The sequence below is a fragment of the Streptomyces resistomycificus genome (assembly GCF_001514265.1).
GTDB lineage: Bacteria > Actinomycetota > Actinomycetes > Streptomycetales > Streptomycetaceae > Streptomyces > Streptomyces resistomycificus.
This window is the reverse complement of record NZ_KQ948992.1, coordinates 455379-474388: the sequence shown is the minus strand read 5'-3', so window position 1 is coordinate 474388 and position 19010 is coordinate 455379. Positions and strand designations below refer to the sequence as shown.

14 protein-coding genes are annotated in these 19010 nt (G+C 70.8%); 5 read left to right on the top strand and 9 right to left on the bottom strand.

The genetic code is table 11. The features are described from left to right. Positions 1-18: 18 nt before the first annotated feature. The 4 genes from AQJ84_RS20355 to AQJ84_RS20340 form a co-directional block, all read right to left on the bottom strand. Entirely contained in the window at positions 19-261 is a 243-nt protein-coding gene (locus AQJ84_RS20355; protein WP_030039111.1) for a hypothetical protein, read from the bottom strand. Between the two features lie 95 nt (positions 262-356). Then, complete coding sequence (locus AQJ84_RS20350) at positions 357-1241, bottom strand: SDR family oxidoreductase (RefSeq protein ID WP_053191954.1); 885 nt, start codon at positions 1239-1241, stop codon at positions 357-359. Further along, a complete protein-coding gene (locus AQJ84_RS20345) occupies positions 1238-2164 on the bottom strand; it encodes an alpha/beta fold hydrolase (protein WP_030039110.1) in 927 nt (308 codons plus the stop codon). Before AQJ84_RS20345 ends, AQJ84_RS20350 begins: the two co-directional genes overlap by 4 nt. Continuing rightward, positions 2161-3660 (bottom strand): flavin-containing monooxygenase, encoded by a 1500-nt coding sequence (locus tag AQJ84_RS20340; protein ID WP_030039109.1) that lies wholly within the window; start codon positions 3658-3660, stop codon positions 2161-2163. Before AQJ84_RS20340 ends, AQJ84_RS20345 begins: the two co-directional genes overlap by 4 nt. A 171-nt stretch (positions 3661-3831) precedes the next feature. On the opposite strand from AQJ84_RS20340, the gene AQJ84_RS20335 reads away from it, so the two are divergent. Continuing rightward, entirely contained in the window at positions 3832-4452 is a 621-nt protein-coding gene (locus AQJ84_RS20335; protein ID WP_030039108.1) for a MerR family transcriptional regulator, read from the top strand. Between the two features lie 170 nt (positions 4453-4622). Continuing rightward, positions 4623-5912, top strand: coding sequence for a recombinase family protein (locus tag AQJ84_RS20330; protein WP_078631703.1), 1290 nt, complete (start codon positions 4623-4625; stop codon positions 5910-5912). Between the two features lie 51 nt (positions 5913-5963). Here AQJ84_RS20330 and AQJ84_RS20325 read toward each other — a convergent pair whose 3' ends face one another. Beyond that, positions 5964-6767 (bottom strand): exodeoxyribonuclease III, encoded by an 804-nt coding sequence (locus AQJ84_RS20325; RefSeq protein WP_030039106.1) that lies wholly within the window; start codon positions 6765-6767, stop codon positions 5964-5966. Between the two features lie 66 nt (positions 6768-6833). Between AQJ84_RS20325 and AQJ84_RS20320 the strand changes: the two genes are divergently transcribed. Further along, positions 6834-7316, top strand: a complete 483-nt coding sequence (locus AQJ84_RS20320; protein ID WP_030039105.1) for a GNAT family N-acetyltransferase — start codon at positions 6834-6836, stop codon at positions 7314-7316. Here AQJ84_RS20320 and AQJ84_RS20315 read toward each other — a convergent pair. Beyond that, a complete protein-coding gene (locus AQJ84_RS20315) occupies positions 7306-7980 on the bottom strand; it encodes a LuxR C-terminal-related transcriptional regulator (protein WP_198536340.1) in 675 nt (224 codons plus the stop codon). The two genes, AQJ84_RS20320 and AQJ84_RS20315, sit on opposite strands and share 11 nt — an antisense overlap. After that, positions 7950-9212: a sensor histidine kinase gene (locus tag AQJ84_RS20310; protein WP_053191956.1), complete on the bottom strand. Its 1263-nt coding sequence runs from the start codon at positions 9210-9212 to the stop codon at positions 7950-7952. Before AQJ84_RS20310 ends, AQJ84_RS20315 begins: the two co-directional genes overlap by 31 nt. Before the next feature lie 167 nt (positions 9213-9379). Here AQJ84_RS20310 and AQJ84_RS20305 point away from each other — a divergent pair, with 167 nt between their 5' ends. Beyond that, positions 9380-10117 carry an ABC transporter ATP-binding protein gene (locus AQJ84_RS20305; protein ID WP_053191958.1) on the top strand — a complete coding sequence of 246 codons (738 nt, stop codon included), beginning with the start codon at positions 9380-9382 and terminating at the stop codon, positions 10115-10117. After that, the gene (locus AQJ84_RS20300; RefSeq protein WP_053191959.1) at positions 10111-12552 is read left to right on the top strand and encodes an FtsX-like permease family protein; all 2442 of its coding nucleotides are present in this window, start codon (positions 10111-10113) and stop codon (positions 12550-12552) included. Before AQJ84_RS20305 ends, AQJ84_RS20300 begins: the two co-directional genes overlap by 7 nt. 166 nt (positions 12553-12718) lie before the next feature. On the opposite strand, the gene AQJ84_RS20295 is transcribed toward AQJ84_RS20300, so the two are convergent. Both AQJ84_RS20295 and mads8 read right to left on the bottom strand, forming a co-directional pair. Further along, positions 12719-13183 (bottom strand): very short patch repair endonuclease, encoded by a 465-nt coding sequence (locus tag AQJ84_RS20295; RefSeq protein ID WP_225877169.1) that lies wholly within the window; start codon positions 13181-13183, stop codon positions 12719-12721. Between the two features lie 252 nt (positions 13184-13435). Beyond that, positions 13436-19009: a methylation-associated defense system ATP-binding protein MAD8 gene (gene mads8 / locus AQJ84_RS44230; RefSeq protein WP_030039095.1), complete on the bottom strand. Its 5574-nt coding sequence runs from the start codon at positions 19007-19009 to the stop codon at positions 13436-13438. Between the last annotated feature and the right edge of the window lies 1 nt (position 19010).

Genomic DNA, 19010 nt, shown 5'->3' with positions numbered 1-19010 from the left:
TCAAGCCGAGCGCGGTGGCTAGGCCTCGTAGTCCTGCGCGAAGCGGCGGTCCTCTTCGTCACGACGAAGACGCTCGCTCTCCTCTTCACGGTCCCGCATGGGCTCGCCCGGCCGGCCACGCTCCTGGCCACGCTCGCGACCCGGCTCACGACCCGGCTCACGACCCTGCTCCCGGCCCTGCTCCCGGCCCTGCTGGACCTTCTGCTTGGCCTGCTCCTGCCACTGCTCCGACTTGTCCTGGAACTTGTCCTTCATACCCATGTGGGTTCACTCCCGTGAGGGTGAGGGGGAATTCTGGGGCCCCGTTGGCGGGGCCTCGACCAGATTCACACGGGCGGTCACAGGACGCATGTCGATCAGTCACGGTGCGTAGCGCGGGCCTCCTCGTCCGCTGCCCCACCTGCGCCGACGAGCCCCGTCCGCATCCCCTCCAGCCGGGTGGCGAAGCGCCGCATCTCCCGCTGCCCGACGGTCCCGATGACCGCCGGCAGATACCCGCGCACCCCCTGCATGCCCCGCAGCCACCGCTGCCCGTACACATGGCTCGACCTGCGCTCGATCCCGGCGACGAGCCGGTCCACCGCCGGCCCCAGCGGATACGTCTTGTTGGCCGGCCACGGCAGCCGCTGCCGCAACTCCCGCATGACGTCGTCCTGATCGGCCCCGCGCACCATGTCGGTGTCGGTCCACGACAGGTACCCGACGCCCACCCGCACGCCCCGGTACCCGACTTCGGCCCGCAGACTGTGCGCGTACGCCTCCACGCCCGACTTGGACGCGCAGTACGCCGTCATCATCGGCGCCGGCGTGATGGCCGCCAGCGAGGCGATCTGGAGCAGGTACCCCCGGCTCTCCGTCAGCACCGGCAGGAAGGCCCGCGCGGTCACCGCCGACCCGATCAGGTTGACCTCGATCACCCGACGCCAGGCCACCGGATCGGAGTCGACGAACGGACCCCCGGTGGCGACCCCCGCGTTGGCGACGACGATGTCGACCTTCCCGAACCGCTCCTTGACCTCCAGCGCCACCCGCGCCATCGCCTCGTGGTCGGTGACGTCGGCGTACCAGTGGTCGCAGTCGCCGTGCAGCCGCTCGGCGACCTGCTTGAGCGCGTCCGGCTCCAGGCCGACCAGCGCCACCTTCGCACCACGCGCGGACAGCTTGCGGGCCAGCAACTCCCCCACACCCCGCGCGGCACCGGTGACCACGGCGACCTGACCCTCGAGGCTGACCCTGCTCATGCGCCCTCCCTGACCTGACCTGTGTGGATGTACGTGGTGACGAGCTCCCGGACCTTCCCGGTGACCGCTTCGGGGGCCTCGATCGGTGTCATGTGGCCGACGCCGGGCAGTTCGGTCAGGCCCGCGCAGTCCGGCAGCGCGGCGACCAGCGCCCGGGCCTGCCCGGGAGGCGTCAGCCGGTCCGCCGACCCCACGATCACGGCCGTCGGCACCGCCAACTCCCGTACCGCGTGGTCGAGATCGAGCAGCCCCAGCACCTCCGACCAGGCGTGACGCACCTTGCGCGGACAGGCGTGCACGATCCGCGCGCACGCCTCGACCATGTGCGGGGCCGAACCGGCGCCCATCGTCCCGTACTTGAGGATCCGCCGGGCGAGCGGCGTGACCGGCCCGAGGGGCGCGCGCGAACCGAGGACGTGCTTGGTCAGCCAGGTGCGCAGCCGCCCCGGCCCGATCGGGAGGACCGTCGACTCCGCGACCAGCCGCGAGGAGCCCGTGCTGCACAGCAGTACGGCCGCCGTGTGCGCCCGGAAGCCGGGGCGCGCGGAGGCCGCCATCACCGTCATGCCGCCCATGGAGTGACCGGCGATCACGGCCTTCTCACCCGGCGCGAGGGTCGCCTCCAGGACGGCTTCGAGGTCGTCGGCGAGCTGGTCCGTACCGCAGGCGGCGCCGACCGGGCTGCGGCCGTGGCCGCGCTGATCGTAGGCGATGACCCGGTGGTCGACGGACAGGTCCCGTACCTGCGCCGCCCAGAAGGCGGTCGAGCAGGTCCAGCCGTGGGCGAGGACCACGGCCGGCGCGCCCTCGGGCCCGTGCACCTCGACGTGCAGCCGGGCGCCGTCGGCGGAGACCGCGGTGAGTTCGCGGGCGGGGACGGGCGGGGCGTAGGGGCCGGTGGAGACGTGGAGCAGGCGGCTCATGCGGTCACCTCGGCGTTCTCGCGGTCACCGGCGCGCAGGACGTCGTACTCCGCGAGGTCCACGCGCCGCGTCGCCCGCCGGAACTCGCTCGTCGTGCCGGGCCAGACGGTGCTGTTGCGGCCGTTCGCGTCCAGGTACCAGCTGGTGCAGCCGCCCGTGTTCCACACGGTGCGCTTCATGCGCTCCTGCACCCGGTGGTTCCACGCCCGCACCGCGGCGGGGCGGGCGTCGAGGGCGACCCGGCCGCCGAGGACGTCCAACTGCCGGACGAAGTCGGCCATGTAGTTCAGCTGGGACTCGATCATCAGGATCATCGAGGAGTTCCCTAGGCCGGTGTTGGGGCCGATGACGGTCATCCAGTTCGGGAACCCGGCGGCCGAGGCGCCCCGCAGCGCCTCCATGCCGCCCTTCCACGCCTCGGCGAGGGTCCGCCCGTCGGCGCCCACCACGCGGTCGGCGATGGGCATGTCCGTGACGTGGAAGCCGGTGCCGAACACGATGGCGTCGACCTCGGCCTCGGTGCCGTCGGCGGCGACGAGCGTGGAGCCGCGGATCTCGCCGAGTCCGCTCGCGACGAGGTCGACGTTGGGCCGGGCGAGGGCCGGATAGTAGTCACGGGACAGCAGGATCCGCTTGCAGCCGATGCGGTAGTCGGGCGTGAGCTTGGCGCGCGTCTCCGGGTCCTTGATGGCCCGGGCCATGTTCTGTCTGGCCAGCCTCTCGACCAGGCCGAGCTGGTTGGGGTGCTTGGTGAACGCCTGGACCTGCAACTCCCTGATGCCCCACAGCAGTCCGCGCCGGATCTGCGCGGTGAGGGGCAGGGTCTGGTGGATCCGGCGCTCCGCCGCGCTGATCGCCCGGTCCACACGGGGCATCACCCAGGGCGGAGTGCGCTGGAACAGCGTCAGCCGCGCCACCTCCGGCTGGATGGCCGGCACGATCTGGATGGCGGAGGCGCCGGTCCCCACCATGGCGACCCGCTTGCCGCGCAGGTCGTAGTCGTGGTCCCAGCGGGCGGAGTGGAAGACCTTGCCGGGGAAGGAGTCCAGCCCCGGGATGTCCGGGGTCTTCGGGTCGGAGAGCGGCCCGGTGGCGGAGACGACGAAGTCCGCGGACAGCCGTCCGGAGCTGGTCTCGATGTCCCAGCGGAGCTTGTCCGCGTCCCAGGTCATCATCTTCACCTCGGAGCCGAAGCGGAGGTGCGGGCGGAGCCGGAACACGTCGGCCACGTGCTCCAGGTAGGCCCGGATGTGCTGCTGCCCGGAGAAGGTGCGCGGCCAGTGGGCGTTGGGCGCGAAGGAGAACGAGTACAGGTGGGACGGCACGTCGCAGGCGCACCCCGGATAGGTGTTGTCCCGCCAGGTGCCGCCGACGCTGTCGGCCCGTTCCAGGACGACGAAGTCGGTGACTCCCTCGCGCCGCAGCCGTACGGCGGCACCCAGTCCGCCGAACCCGGACCCGATCACCGCCACCCGCACATGCTCGTGTTCGGTCATACCGACGACCTTCCCTGCGACTCCGCCAGTGAACACTGGCGCAATGGGAGGGTAGAGCAGCTCCGTACCGATGGGTAGGGGTCCGGGGGAAGGAAAGTTACCGGCGGTACAACATAGGGTGCCGACGTGGCAGAAGAGGGAGCAGGACGCGACGGCCCGCGCGAGTACCGCATGGAGGAACTGGCCCGCCTGGCCGGCATCCCCGTGCGCACCCTGCGCTTCTACCGCGAACGCAAACTGATCGCCCCGCCCCGCCGCGAGGGCCGCATCGCCTGGTACGACGACGACCACCTGGCCCGGCTGCGCACCATCGCGGCCCTGCTGGAACGCGGCCACACCCTCAGCAGCATCGCGGAACTGGCCGAGGCCTTCGAGAACGGCCGCAACGTGGGCGAGCTCCTCGGCATGGACACTCCCACCGAGGAGATCCCGGTCCGCCTCACCCCCGAGGAACTCGCCGACCGCTTCGAGGGCCAGGTCACCCCGGAGAACCTCGCCGCCGCCCTGGACCTGGGCTACCTCGGCACCGACGGCACCGAGATCGTCCACGTCAGCCGCCGTCTCCTCGACGTCTCCTCCGCCCTGGTCCGCGAGGGCATCCCCCTGGCGGAGGTCCTGGACGCCGGCCGACGCGTCCGCGAACACGCCGACGCCCTGGCCGACCTGTTCGCCGACCTGGTCCTGCGCCACGCCCCCGAGGAGGACCTCCAGCGCATGCGCCCCCTGGCCCGCAGCGTGGTGGAGGCGGAACTGTCCCTGGCACTGGACCGACGGTTGCGCAAGCGGAACTAGAACGCCTCACACCTCAACCATCCAGCAATTTACAGACATTCACTCTATTGAGGCACTTTCCGGATAGTCGCAGGCGAAGCCACGTTCCCACTCCGAGAGTGTGACCGAAAGGCCCCGGCGACTGTGCGACCAGTCCCGGGGTACGGCCGACACTTTCGAGGAGCGTCGACATGCCCAAGCGTAGTCCTGAACCCCCAAGAGCCATTGCCTCCCTGCGCCTCAGCTGCGTCACCAGCGTGACCACTTCACCGGAGCGACAGCGGTCCGCCATCCATGTATCCGCTGCGAGGCTCGGCTTCACGCTGGTCGCCGAGGCATCGGACCTGGGCATCTCAGCCCGCACGACATCGCCGTTCGAGCGGCCCTCCTTGGCGTCCTGGCTCCGACGGCCTCAGGAGTACGAAGCCGTCGTGTGGTCGCACGTGGACCGGGCCGTGCGTTCCGTGGCGCACATGGCCGAGTTGGTCGCCTGGGGACGGCAGCACGCCAGAACACTCGTGTTCGCAATGCCGGAAGCGGGCCACCCGATTGTGGTGACGCCCCGGGCGGACGGCTGCACAATCCGGCGGTGCATGGAATTGGCCCACGACGCGGAGCAAGAAGCCCGCACCATCTCGAATCGGCTCACGAGCAGCCACGAAGCACTGCGCGCGGCCGGCCGCTACGGAGGCGGACTGGTCCCGTTCGGCTACCGGAAGGCGCCGCACCCCTCGGGCAGCGGATGGTGCCTGGCTCCCGATCCGGAATCCGCCGCCCTCGTCCGCACGATCATCGAGGACGTACACGCGGGACGGTCCTTGATCGCCATCGCACGTCGGTTGAACGAGTCCAGGGTGCCCGTGCCGCGTGACCGCCACGCCCAACTCCAGGGGCGCCCGATGGGCGGTCGCCGTCACGGACGTGACTTCGAACGGTTCCGCTGGACGTCGGGCACCCTGTCCAAGGTGCTGCGCAGCCCATCACTCATGGGCCACCGGACCCACGGCGGACAGACGGTCCGCGACGAGTCAGGCGACCCGGTCCTCATCGGAGAGTCACTGCTGACCAACGACGAGTTCGACGTGCTGCAGGATGCCCTTCTGAGGCGCTCCAACGGAACCCGCAGCCCGAGGCGCGGCACGACCGCGCTCCTCACCGGAGTCGCATACTGCTCCGGCTGTGACGGCCGCATGTACTTCGCCATCAGGAAGGGCTATCCCTACGGCGATTACGTGTGCCGCACCACAGCACGAGGCGAGGTCTGTCCAGCCCCCGCCGCGATGCGCTCCGACTGGCTTGAGGGCTATGTTCTGAGCCGCTACCGCCGCGTGGCGGCAACAGACGGCGACGTGCCGCGCGAACGCCTCCTCCGCGACGGCGTCGTCGTCACCGTCGGAAAGGGGCGCTCCGGCGGTGCCCCCTCCCGCCTCACCGGGCCGGACACGTCCCGCTTGACCTTCACACGCCGCGCGCGCCTCTGAGTCACACGGCAACCGTGGGAGTGTCGAAGGTGTCGGCACTCCCACGGCCGGTCACATGTCGAAGACCACTGTCACAGGAGCATGGTCCGACCACCGCTCCTCATGGCTGCCGGCCCGCTCGACATACGCCTTGACGGCACGGCCCGCGAGCCCGGGCGTCGCCACGGCGAGGTCAATTCTCCATCCCGCATCGTTGTCGAAAGCCCGCCCCCGGTACGACCACCACGTGTACGGCCCCTCGGCCTCCGGGTGCAGCGCCCGCACGACGTCGACGTAGCCGCCGTCCACCTCGTCGAGGACCTGCCCCAGCCACGCCCGCTCCTCCGGCAGGAACCCGGAGTTCTTGGTGTTGCCGCGCCAGTTCTTGAGGTCCGCCTGCTGGTGGGCGATGTTCCAGTCGCCGCAGACGACGACCTCGCGGCCGTCGGCGGCGGCGCGCTCGCGCAGTTCCTTGAGGTGGGCGAGGAACTCGCCCATGAAGCGGACCTTCTCGTCCTGCCGTTCGGTGCCGACCTCACCGGAGGGCAGGTAGAGGGAGGCAACGGTGACGCCGGGCAGGTCGGCCTCGACGTAGCGCCCGCTGCCGTCGAACTCGGCCGAGCCGAAACCGACCCGGACCCGGTCGGGCTCGCGGCGGGTGTAGAGGGAGACACCGGCCCGGCCCTTCGCGGCGGCGGGGGCGTGCAGCACGTGCCAGCCTTCGGGGGCACGGACGTGCTCGGGCAGCTGCTGCGGCTCCGCGCGCACCTCCTGGAGGCAGAGCACGTCGGCGGAGGTCTCCGCGAGCCATTCCACGAAGCCCTTCTTCGCGGCGGCGCGCAACCCGTTCACGTTCACAGTGGTCACAGTCAGCACCCGGGCACGATACCGGCACACTGGACCGAGTCCCGCCTTGGAATGAATTGATATACGGTATCCCACATGCATATACGTCGCGTCTCGTTCGACCACCCTGACGCAGTCAAGCTGAACGACGAGGTCCAGGCCGAGTACCACCGCCGCTACGGCGACGGCGGCGACGCCACCACCCTGGCCCCGGAGGACTTCCGGCCGCCGAACGGCGTGTACCTGATCGCGTACGACGAGAACGACGTCCCCGTCGCCACGGGCGGCTGGCGCGCCCAGGACACGAACGACGAGGGCAACCTCGACGGGGACGCCGAGATCAAGCGGATGTTCGTCGTGGAGACGATGCGCGGCCGCGGCCTCGCCCGGCGCATCCTGAGCGCCCTGGAGGAGGACGCCCGCGAGGCCGGCCGCCGGCGCATGGTCCTGGAGACCGGCACCGAGCAGCCGGAGGCCATCGCCCTCTACACCTCCTGCGACTACGAGCCGTGTGCCAAGTTCGGCTACTACCGGGAGTACGAGGCGAGCCGGTGCTTCGCGAAGGCCCTCAGCTCCTGAGGTAGGCGAGCACCGCCAGCACCCGTCGGTGGACGTCGTCCGCCGGCGGCAGGTCCAGCTTGGTGAGGATGCCGCCGATGTGCTTGCCGACGGCGGCCTCCGACACCACCAGGGTCCGGGCGATCGCCCCGTTCGACTTCCCCTCCGCGATCAGCGCCAGCACCTCCCGCTCCCGGGGGGTGAGCCGCGCGAGCGGATCCCGTCGCCTGCGCAGCAACTGTCGTACGACTTCGGGATCGACGACCGTGCCACCGGCCGCGACCTCCCGCAGCGCGGCCTCGAACTCCTCGACCTGGCCCACCCGGTCCTTGAGCAGATAGCCGACTCCCGTGCCGTCGCCGGAGTCGAGGAGGTCGGCGGCGTACGCCCGCTGCACGTACTGGCTGAGGACCAGCACGGGCAGCCCTGGCCGTTCCTCGCGCAGTCGCACGGCCGCGTGCAGGCCCTCGTCCTGGAAGCCGGGCGGCATCCGTACGTCCGTGACGACCACGTCGACGTCCGGCCCGTGCCCGGCGACCGCCGCGAGGAGGGCGTCCGCGTCGCCGACGGCGGCGAGCACCTGGTGGCCGAAGCGGGCGAGCAGTCCGGCGACGCCCTCGCGCAGCAGCACGCTGTCCTCGGCGAGGACGATCTTCAGCGGTCTGTCGGAGGCGTCGGCCGGCAAGGGATCTCCACACGCAGCAGGGTCGGTCCGCCCGGCGGGCTGGACAGGGTGAGTGTGCCATCGAGCACCGACACCCGGTCGGCGAGGCCGGTCAGCCCGGTGCCGCGGCCGCTGTCGGCGCCCCCGCGGCCGTCGTCACGGACGTGCAGGACCAGCCGCCCGCCGTCGTGTCCGCCGCCGACCTCGGCCCGGCTCGCCCCGCTGTGCCGGGCGACGTTGGCGAGGGCCTCGCGCACCACGAAGTACGCGGCGGACTCGACGGGCGGGGGCAGCCGGGGCAGCTCCAGGTCGACGTCGACGGGGACCGGGCTGCGGTCGGCGGCGTCGGCGACGGCCGCTTCGAGGCCGTAGTCGGCGAGGACCTTGGGATGGATGCCGTGGATGAGCTCGCGCAGCTCCGCGAGGACGTGGCCGGCCTCCTCGTGGGCCTTGGCGAGCCGGCCGGCGAGCGGCCCGCCGGGCGGGGCGTCCAGGCGGGCGAGGCCGAGGGTCATGGTGAGCGCGACGAGCCGCTGCTGGGCCCCGTCGTGCAGATCCCGCTCGATGCGCCGCCGCTCCGCCTCGAACGCGTCCACCAACCGCACCCGGGAGCGCGCGAGTTCGCCGACCCGGTCCCTGGTGGTGAGCAGTGCGCGGGCCAACTCGGCGCGGGCACCGGCGAGTACGCCCAGCGCGTAGAGGCCCGCGGCCAGCACGGCGAGTCCGAGCGCGGCGGCCGCGAAGGCCTGCGGCCAGGTGTCGACGGTCCACAGCTTGGCCGGCTTCGCCTCGCCCTCGACGGCCAGGACCACCGGCGTGGCCGCCACCGACAGCGGCACTCCCGCCACCAGGGCGACGGCCAGCGCGTCGAGCGGCCACAGCACCAGCCCGAACAGCACCGCGTACGCCAGCTCCCGCCAGGTCGCCGCCTCCCGCAGCCGGGTCGACAGCCAGGCGGTGAGGCCGGGCCGGTCGGGCACCCGGTGGCCGTCCCGGGGCACCGGACCGGCACCGAGAAGCCGCAGCCGCCACCGCTCCACCGCGGCCACGGGCGCCCCGGTCAGCGCGGTGAGCAGCAGCAGCGGCAGCCCGAGGAGTACGACGGTCAGCGCACCGCCGACGATCGTTCCGCCGAGGATCACGACGAGGACGAGGGGGCCGAGCAGCGCGCCGCCGGCCAGGTAGCCGAGGGCGCGCCAGGGCCACGCGGTCGCCAGGTATCCACGGCCGCCGAGGGCCTGCCACAGGGTCATGGGAATCACCGTAGAAGGCGGTGCGGGGGCGCTGCCATGGGCCGGGACGGAGGCTCGGGGGTATGCCTGGCCCTACCCCGGGTCTCGCCCCTGCCGCACTGCTCCGGGGCGGGGGCACGCGGTTGGGTTGACCCACCGACACCGAACGAGTGGGAGCCGAGGCGCAGATGAGACCTGACGCGATCCAACTACGTGCCGTGAGCCGGACGTTCAGGTCCGGCGGCAGCACGGTGACCGCCCTCGACGGCGTCTCGCTCGCCTTCCCGGCGGGTACCTTCACCGCCGTCATGGGCCCGTCCGGCTCGGGCAAGTCCACCCTGTTGCACTGTGCGGCCGGCCTGGACCGGCCCGCCTCGGGTTCGGTACGGCTCGGCGGGACGGAGCTGACGACGCTCGGCGAGCGGAAGCTGACCCTGTTGCGCCGCGAGCGCGTCGGTTTCGTGTTCCAGGAGTTCAACCTGCTGCCGTCCCTCACCGCCGAGCAGAACGTCGCCCTGCCCCTGCGCCTGGCCGGCCGGCGGGTGGCGAGGGCACGGCTGCGGGAGGCGCTGGCCCAGGTCGGCCTGGGCGACCGGGCCGGCCACCGTCCCTGCCGGCTCTCCGGCGGCCAGCAGCAGCGCGTGGCTCTCGCCCGTGCCCTCGTCACCCGCCCCGAGGTGCTGTTCGGGGACGAGCCGACGGGGGCCCTGGACTCACGGACCGGGCGCGAGGTCCTGGCGCTGCTGCGGGACATGGTCGACTCCGAGGGCCGCACGGTCGTGATGGTGACCCACGATCCGGTGGCCGCGTCCTACGCGGACCGGGTCGTGTTCCTGGTCGACGGGCGGGTGCACGGGGAGTCGGGCCGGGCGTCCGCGGCCGAGATCGCGGCGCTTGTGACGACGCTGGAGGCCGTCCCGTGCTGAGCGTCGCCGTCCGTACCCTGCGCGTCCGCTGGATCACCTTCGCCGGCACGTTCGTGGCGCTCTCCCTGGGCGTCGCCCTGCTCACCGTCATGGGCCTCGCCCTCGCCTCCTCCCACGACGCTCCCGAGCGCGGGCCGGAGCGGTTCGCGGCGGCTCCGGTCGTGGTGAGGGGCGAGGACACCCTGCGGGTCCCCACGTCCGGCGGCGTCCGCACCGGGAAGGCGGCCCACCCCCGCCCCGTCCCGCCCCGGACCGTCGCCGCGCTGCGCACCCTCGGCCGGGTCGTCCAGGACCGCACGTTCCCCGTGCGCGTCCCGGGCGGTCCGGCCGGCCTGGTGGGCCACCCTTGGTCGACGGCGCCCTTCGCCCCGTACGAGCTGACCTCGGGCCGCGCCCCGCGAGCGGACGGCGAGGTGGTCGCGACGGGTGCCTGGACGTCGGTGGGCCAACGGCTGCGCACCCCGCACGGGACCGTGCGGGTGGTCGGCACGGCGGGCGACCTCGGCTTCGAGGACGCCCTGTTCTATCCGGACGCCACGGCGGCCCGACTGTCGCCGGTGAGCACGCAGTTGGTGGTGGCTGCGGACGCGGCGGCGGTGCGTCGCGCGGTGACCGGCGTGACCGTCCTCACCGGCGACGCCCGCCGTCTCGCGGACCCTGATCCGGGCCGTGACCGCGAGGCGCTGACCGCGCTGAACGCCCTGTTCGGTACGGCCGGCGGGGTGGCCGGGTTCGTGTCGGTGTTCGTCGTGGCGTCCACGTTCGCCTTCGCGGTCGCGCAGCGGCGCCGGGAGTTCGGGCTGCTGCGCCTGGCCGGCGCGACCCCGGGCCAGATCCGCCGGACGGTGGTGGCCCAGGCCCTGCTCCTGGGCGTGCTCGCCTCGGCGACCGGCTGTGCGCTGGGCGGGTACGCCGCCCCGCACCTGGCCGAGCGGGTCGTGGCCGAGGGTCTGGCGCCGGCCTGGTTCACGATCGGCGCCCACCTGTGGCCGTACCACCTCGCCTTCTGGACCGGTCTGTCGGTCGCCCTGTGCGGAGTGGTGGCGGCGTCCTGGCGGGCCGGCCGGACGGCACCCACGCAGGCGCTGCGCGAGGCGTCCGTGGACACCGGCACGATGACCCGCTCCCGCCGGCTGTGCGGCACGGTCCTGCTGCTGACCGCCGTCGTGACACTCGCCGTGGCGCTGCTGACCGACCCGGGCGAGCTGCTGCACCGCAAGACGTACGTCAGCCGCCCCATGCTGCTGATCACCGCGGTCGCCCTGCTGTCCCCCGCGCTGGTGCGCCCCCTGGTCCGTCTGGTCGCCTGGCTTCCGTCGCGGCTGCCCGGCGCCTGCGGCCTGCTGGTTGGCGAGAGCGCCGCGGCCGGCGTCCGCCGGACCGCCGCCGTCGCGGCCCCTGTCCTGGTCACGGTCGCCCTCGCGGGCTCCCTGCTCGGCGCCACCGCGACCCTGGACGGGGCGAAGGCGAGGGAGCTGCGGCAGCGCACGACCGCCGACTTCGTCGTGTCGGCGCCCGACGGCCTCAGCCCTGGGGCGGTCCGCCGGCTGCGCGCGGTACCGGGCACCGCCGAGGTCGCCGCGAGCGCCACCAGCGCCGTCCACGTCCTGGAGGACGGGATCGCTCTGGTCAGGTGGGAGGCCCGCGCGATCACCGGGAAGGCACTGGCCGCGACCTCCCGTCCGCCCCTGGCCTCCGGCCGCCTGGCCGACCTCGACGACGACTCGATCGTCGTCAACGAGGAGTGGGCCCGGCACACGGTCGGCGACCGGGTGACCGTCTGGCTGGGCGACGGCACCCGCAGGTCGCTGCGGATCGCCGCGGTCATGCCCACCGGGACCGGCGACAACGGCGCCTACGTCACACCGGCCAACGCCCCGCACGCCGCGTACGACCGCGCCGACATCACCCTCGCGCCGGGTGCCGACGCGAGCGCGGTGGCGGCCGGGCTGCGCCGGGCGGTGGGCCCGGAGGGCGGCGACGTCCACGTCCTGACCAGGGCCGCGTGGCTGCGGACCGTCTCCCCCGCCGACGACCGCACCACCCGCCTCGGCTTCCTCCTGGTCCTCGGCATCGCCCTTCTCTACACCGGCCTCTCGCTCGCCAACACCCTCGTCATGGCGACCGCGGACCGGCTGCGAGAACTGGCGACGCTGCGGCTCGTCGGCGCGACCCACGCCCAACTCCTCCGGGTGATCACCGCGGAGGCCCTGACCACGGTGGCCGTCGGCACCCTGCTGGGTCTCCTGGTGACGGGCGCCAACCTGCTGGGCATGTGCGCCGCGCTGCGCGCGTTGTCGGCGCCGGCCGTGATCCATGTTCCCTGGTCCGCGCTCGGCTGGACGGCGGCAGCCTGCGCCCTCCTGGCCACCGCCTCGGCGGCGGTCCCAACGGCCCTCGCCCTGCGGCGGCTTGCCCGAAAGCCACGTTGTTGACGGTCGGCATGGCAAGAGCCCCAGTCGGTGATCACCGACTGGGGCTCTATGCTGCGTGGGCCGTTCGCGGGTGGGTCTGACCTGGATCTACAGAAGCGTTGCGTAGACCCTCCCCATCACTTGGAAGATCATTTCCCGACTGTCTGCGTGATGCACACACAGGCACCTACCTGCTTGACGGAACGGCCTCGCCCCGGATCCGCAGCGCCCGCGGATGCCCCCGAGACGCGAGCACCTCCACCACCTTGCCCACGGCCGCGTCGACGGCCTCGTGCTCCCAGAGCCGCAAGGGCACCCACCCCAATCGGACGGGATGGGCATCGGTGTCCGCGTCCCGCCGGACATTGCCCTCAAGCTTCTCCCGCCACCACTCCCGGTTGTGCACCGGCGCGTGCTGGTGTTGCGGGCAGGCGTGCCAGAAGCAGCCCTGGACGAACACCGCCGTCTGCCACTTCACGAACGTGACGTCCGCACGGCGTCGACGCATTATCGGAATCGGCAGGTCCACGCGATAGCGAAAGCCCAGTGCGTGTAGCGCTCGCCTCAGAGCCAGTTCAGGCACCGTATCCCTGCTGCGTTGCGCCAGCATCACCCGCTGAACACTGGAATCCTTCGGGACCGGCAGCTCCAAGGCAACTTCCGTTCGATCACATGGCGGCCACGTTTGCGTCACCATTAGTTACCGCGCCGGCTTCACTCCTATAAAACTCAATGATAGGTGACCTCCGGGCAAAGTTTCGGTTCTACTCCCTGCAACTCGGAAAAGCCGAGGCACCGGATCCAGAAGAATGTAGCTCGCCGCTTTTCTACTGAAGACCAGCCGCAAGCAACCCGCACTCCTAAAGAGCAGCTCGCGTGGAGCCGCCATGACCGCCGACAAGTCTCAGGTTTCCGTGAGTGCGGTCTTAGTGGCCCCTCCGTGCTGTGTAACCCGGGGACGACACTGGACCTTCACCGCTCCGCGGGTGAACGCCTCGTCGGTGGCCTTGCTGGACCAAACGAACGCATCACCCGGCCTCAGCCCCGCCATCTTCTCGGGAGTCAGATTGGCGAGTGCGGCATTCGCTTTTTGGAGGTGCTTGAGCCAGGCCGGCGAGATCATCTTGTGCAGCACCATGTGATTGGACAATTCGATCAACGAGATGGGCACCGAGGGCGGATCCTGACTTGCCACCAGGATGGACATTCCCTTGTGTCGCATCTCGCGGACGCTTGCCACCAGTCCGTCGACGAGATCCGGGCTGTGAATGTACTTGTGAGCTTCGTCGAAGACGACCAGTTTATTGAAGGACTGTCCGTCGTACGTCGCGTCCGCGAAGAGCTGCATGAGAACCACGAACAGCCCCAAAGCCTCGTCCTTGTCGATGTACTCGTCCCTCAGGTCCACGATGATGAGACGCCCGGGCCGGACCAAGTCCTGCAGTCGCACACTGTCGTCGATGTACTCGGCAGCCAGTTCCAGACGCTGGAAGGCGAGCTGCTTCAAGGCATCGGAGAGCGGTGAGTCCTCCACACCCTGACGAATGGCCTCCAGGGTGAGATTGCGGCGATGAGCCTTCATGATCCGCCCGAGCTGGCGGATGTAGATCGACTGGTTCCCGATGGCCCCCATCAGGAATCGCCAGTGTGCCGCCTGTAGCTCCGACGATGCGAAGGCCAGTGGCCGGACATCTAGATCCGGGTACTCCTCCCGCCGGTCCTCCACCTTGTCGGCCGGTGCGAGCAGCACGACGTCGGACATTGCCGCGGGCTCGGCTCCGTAACGGGCACGCAGTGCGGTCAGTTGGGCCTCGTCGCTGTTAGGGCGCGTCATGCTGGTGAACTCGGGCGCGTAGTCCTGGGTGTCGCTGTAGTGGAAGACGATGCTGGCCAACGGATGCGACAACTGGTTGACGCCGGGAGTGGGCAGGCTCGCCATCTCCAGGATCGAGCCGAGCGTGTAGCTCTTGCCGCCGCCCTGGACGCCGAACAGGCTGATGGTGTGGGTCTCGTTGAGGTCCAGCGCGATCGTCCGCCCGGCGGTTGTCCCCAGCAGGCCGTACTGCCGTGTCGGCTGGGACACGCCGAGGAAGACATCAGGGCTGAGCAGCACGTCTCCGTCCTGCGCCGGGCCATCGGCATCACGCGGTGAAGGCTCGTCCTGCCGCGTGGCGGGGGCAGCGGACGAAAGCTCCGGTTCTGTCTCGGACGCCGGGGCGGACTGGACCATGGGAACGGTGAGAAGGGGCTCCTGAGGCTCGGCTGGGGTTTCAGGGCCGACGGAAGCCTCCGCACCCGTCGGCGCGTGTGCCGTATCAGCCTCTAGTTCACCGTCCGCCGCCTCCAATTCGCCGGGCACCGGCTCCCATTCACTGTCCAAGGCCTCCAGTTCATCGTCCGCCGGCAAACGCAGCGGAGCTGGCTCGTCGGGCACGTCGCGCGTCCGCTGCCGGGGACGCAGGCTCTCGGTGGCCTCGCTCCGCTCAAGGCCGAGGGCGGCGATCGGGAGCTGCTGCGGCGTGCTGTGGACACGGCCGCCGAGGTACTCCGTCTCGATCATGTCCAGCAGGTAACGCACCACGTCCTTTCCGACCCTGTGGAAGGTGACACCGCCGTCCGCCTCGGAGTCAGTCCCGCAGTGCCCCAGGTCGAAGACCAGGCCTGTACTGGCGAATTCGAGTGAGTAGCCGTGATCCAGGTGCTCCAGAAGCCAGCGCGCCTCGGCGTACGCCTTCTCGTTGAAGAGGCCGTACCTGTTCGCGCGAGCGAGGTAGTAGCCCAGCAACGAGCGCAGCATGAGGTTGCGCAACGGGCGGTCGGCCCGCCTGACCTCGGGGTCGAACTGCTCGGCCAGGACCCGTCGGCTGCTCTCGACCTGCTGGATGATCTGCTTCTTCTTCGCCTCGTACGCCCCCAGGCCGCCGACCCCGCTGAAGCACTTCACTTCGACGAGCCGGCACACGATGGTCCGGCGCTCCGCGTCCAGGTCGAGCAGTGCGAGGTCGGTCCGGTGCAGCCGCACCATTGCCTCACCGGACGCGAGTCGGCGCCTGTCCTCGCCGTACAGGTCGATGTGCGCGTCGAGAGGGATCAAGATCTGGTTCCTGAGGGCATCCGCGGAGCCCAAATACAGCCGGGCCAGCGCCAGGCCGAGGACCTCGCTGTGGCTGCTCTCGCTGAGGGCGGCGAGCTTGAAGGCGAAGCTGCCGGACAGTTCCCGCAACTGATCGAAGAAGGTCACCACATGGCGTTCTTCGATGCCGAGTTTCCGGTCGGCGAGGACGGGACCGATCAGCGCGCGGAGTTCGTCGACCGAACGTGAGGAGACCACGATGTGGTGTCCCAGGCCGGTCTGTAAGGTGGCCGAGTAGTCGATGACGTACTCGGGCCGGTCGGCCCGGCCGTGGTCGAAGTACTCGACGCCGAGTGTGCGGTCGACCGTGATGACCCAGTCGCTGGCCTGGTGCACGTCGTGCAGCAGGGCCCGGTCGCCCGGCGTCAGGCGCAGGGTGATCTGTGGCAGGTGTCCCGGGCGCGGCTCGCCGGAGGTGACGGTGACGACAGCGACCGACAACGCCTCGGGCAGGGCGGCGAGCAGGTCTCCCGTCTCCTCTGTGCCCAGGAGGGGGTCGGTCGCGCCGTGGCGTGGCTGGCGGCTCCATGCCACATACTCATCGTCTTCCGTGTAGACACTGGTCAGTTCCTGCACCAGGCCGTGCGCGGCCACCCGGCCGGTCGTGCGGACTCCTGGAGCAATGTCGTACTGCTCTCCACCGAAGGGATCGAACAGAATGCTGAGGTGTGCCGGGAACTCGTCTGCCCTATGACGCAGATCGGCCGCGTCGCGCACTACGATGGCGAGTTTGGGCCGGAGCGGATCACCGGGCGTGGCGAACGCCTCAGCGGCGACAGAACGCGTGCCCGAGGCGGGCGAGAACAGGTCGGTGAGCGCCTCGCCGACCCACGGTTCGGCCGGGTTGTCCGCGAACAGGCGGATGGTGTAGCGCAGATGAGCCAGGTGTTTGCGGCTCTGCAGCTCAGTGAGCATCGCGGTCAGCAGATCACCCCGGCCGGCTCCCAGGGCGTTGATGACCAGACTGTCAGCGTATGGGTGGAGCCGTACGTAGCGTTCCACCCGGTCGGCGAGGTCGCTGCCGGTGACCAGCCCCGAGGCCGCCGCGTCGGAGGCCGCTCCGACTGCCGCCGCGAGCAGAGACACGGTGCCCCGGGGGTCGGCGGTCTCGCTCGGCAGACACACCTGCCAGAAGTCGGTGAGCTGTCCGCCTGCGAAGGTGAGCTCACCCGTGGTCAGTGGCACGACCAGAGGAAAGCCAAGTGGTACGAGTGAGGTGCTGAGGCTGTACAGGCGCTCTTGGACGGTGGTCCGGTTCTCGCTCACCAGCCGTTCCAGCCAGTGGTCGGCCAGCGCCGCTTGTCCACTCCACCACAGCATCCGCAGCGGATGTGTCGGGGCCACGATGATCACCCGACGTCGACCGCCACGCGCGTCGGTCAGGTCTACCTGGAGCGTATCCGTGCGCAACAGCAGGGCCAGCTCGGCACGGTCCCGGTCCCCGGTGCTCCCTCGCGGGTTCTCCAACGCGCGGACGCAGCGGTTCACCGCTCTCAGGTACGCCTCCGCGTACGCGTCCGTTTCCTTGCGGACGGTACGCGGATCCGTCGCCTCCACCACGAGGGGTGCCGTACCCTCGGCGTCCCTGCGCACCGCGGCGAACAGCTCGGCACGGGCCTGGAGATAGGCGTCGAAGTCGCTGTCGGCTTCCGCCGTGACAGCCAGGGTCTCGTCGTCCCCCAGTACCGCGACTCCGGTGGCGTCGACCGTGAGACGGGGCCCCTCAAGGCTGTACGGCCGGGCCAGCATGCGTTGCTCGGCTTCGGCAAGCGGAATGGGCAAGTCGATGGTGACCGACCCGGCCACGCCGAACGAGGCCTTCAAAGGCCATGTCTTGGCGGTCTTGGCCGCCCAGCCGATGTCACGGCAGACGACCCGGGCGGGATCCCGTCCCTCGGCGAGGGCGGTGAAGCGCAGCTTGTTCACCGCCTGGGCCAGCCCGGGGGCGTGCTGGGACCGCCGCACCGGGGGATCCTCGAACTCCCCATCGGGGACGACGTAAAAGCGGTCGCTCTCATCCGGCCGCTGCGTGCCGTCCACCCCCACGACCGGCATGGCGTCACCGTTGGAGTCCAGCGGGGTGACCCGTACGAAGTGCCAGCCTTCCTCCCAGTCGGCCTTGCTGCGGCCCCTTTTGAGTTTGATGTTCGCCTTGAAGCGTGTCCTGGCGGTCTTGGTGACCGAAGCCGTTGCGGTGAAGCCGGTGGGACTGGCGGTGGTGGTTCCGCTGTCGCCGTCGGTCTCGGACTCGGCGAAGATCTGGACGGCGAACCGGCTGAGTCCGGGGATGTGGCGGGCGTCAGGTTCGACCGTGAAGGTCACCGGCAGCGAGGTGAGCCCGCCGGGCAGGAGGTACTGTGCGCCGAAGAGCCGTTCCAGAGCGGGATGGTTGCGCAGATCGTCCTGATTCTGTCCGGCCTTGGGCAGCGAGGACAGCTCCTCTACTTCGATGCCCACCTTCTCGTCGCCGGGCTCGTTCTCCTGCGGCCAGTTGTGGAAGGCCAGCGGCCAGTTGTCCTGGTCGACCGCGATGGCACGGCACCAGCTGCCCGGTTCGTCCAGACCACCGTCGGCCGCGAACTCGACCAGGCGGCGTACGAAAGCCTGGTGCGCCGGAGAGTTCTGCGGCAGGCCGAGGGCCAGCACCCGTTGGCGGTCGGTCGCGGCCGAGTCCGTCAGGCGCATTACCGTCTTGCGGTTGCGATCCGCCTTGCGCGTGATCACCGCCAGGTCCTGGAACAGTTCGAAGTCGGGAATGAGCCCGAGCAGGAAGACTGCCGCACCGGCTACCTGCGGGTCGAATTCGTTCTCCCGCAGGGTCAGCAGATAATGGACCGCGGCCTGGTTGCTCGCTGCGGGCCAGTCTTCCGCCGAGAGCCGGTCCAGCAACTCGGTGACGGCCGACCGCAGCCCGTCGGGCACCTCGCGCAGGAGGGAAGCCTTCAAGTTGCGGTGGACGTCGCTCAGGGACAGCTGCTCGAAGGTGGCGATGCCGAAGGAGTCCTCGGCACTGGCGCGCGTTCCCGGCGGTACGAACACCAGCAGGGGAGGCCGCAGCCCGCCCCGTTCGTCGGGGTTGCGCAGCTCCACCAGCTTGGTGCTGCTCACCGCCACATCAGCGGGAAGATGCGGCGTGCCGTTGCCCAGGACGAACACCTGGGACTGGGGTACGGCCGTACGCAGCCCCCGCACCAGCCGGGTCGCGAGTTCGACGTCGAGGTCGCCGAGGCGCATGCAGTGCCCGGCTTCCCGGCCGCGCAGTACGGAGGCGAGCTTCGGCAGCAAAGCGTGCTCCAGGGCGTCGCGCCACTGGGCCTCGGTGATCTCGTTCAGTCCGTGTGCCATG